Annotated in this window: 1 protein-coding gene; it reads right to left on the bottom strand. The window is 36.9% G+C overall.

Annotated elements, in window-relative coordinates:
- The coding region (locus ABD296_RS49460) for a BCCT family transporter (protein ID WP_344285490.1) at positions 1-843 on the bottom strand (843 nt) is incomplete at both ends.

Below are 843 nucleotides of genomic sequence, written 5' to 3'. Positions count from 1 at the left end.
CTACAAAAGGCCCCCATGTCATCCACCATGGCCAGTAGAAAGCTGTCCACCAATTTTGCCAGCCAGAATCTTTTTGAGCATCACTCCATAAGCTCATGCTTATAAGATTTTGTGTATAGTTACCTGTAGCCTCAAATAAGGTATTAAATAAATAACGAGTAGGTCCAATAATAAGTAAAATAGCTATCAATAGAATAGCTAAAATCATATTAAGCTCAGATAGTCTTTGCATTCCTCTATTAATACCCATGACTACTGAAATAGTTGCTATTCCACATAAAATAGTCAGCATGATAAATTGTAAGCTTAAACTATTCTCAAAACCAAAAACTTGATTAAGTCCAGAATTAATTTGAAGTACGCTCATGCTAAGGGATTGAGCAACCCCAAAAGCTGTAATAACAATTGTTAAAATATCAACTGTATGGCCAATAGGTCCGTAAATGCGGTTTCCGATAATTGGATATAAAATTGAGCGTAAACTAAATGGAAGACCTTTACGATAAGAGAAATAAGCAAGAGCTAAAGCGGTGATACAAAATATAGCCCATGGATGCAAACCCCAATGGAAAAAAGTCAGTTGCATAGCCATACTAGCGGACTCATCACTTAGCCCTGGTGTAAAAGGGTTGCTAGCGTAGTGCCACATAGGTTCAGCTGCCGACCAAAATACTAGTCCGACCCCCATGCCACCTGAAAACAACATAGAAATCCAGCCAGTAAAGGTAAACTCTGGTTTTTCATTATCTTTTCCAAGCCGTATGTGAGCGAAACGACCTATCATTAAATAAAATAAAAAACCTAAAATAGCTGTTAATAAACCAAGGTAAAACCATTTAACAT

The sequence above is a fragment of the Actinomadura napierensis genome (assembly GCF_039529375.1).
Taxonomy (GTDB): Bacteria; Actinomycetota; Actinomycetes; order Streptosporangiales; family Streptosporangiaceae; genus Spirillospora; species Spirillospora napierensis.
This window is presented reverse-complemented; position numbering and strand designations above follow the sequence as displayed.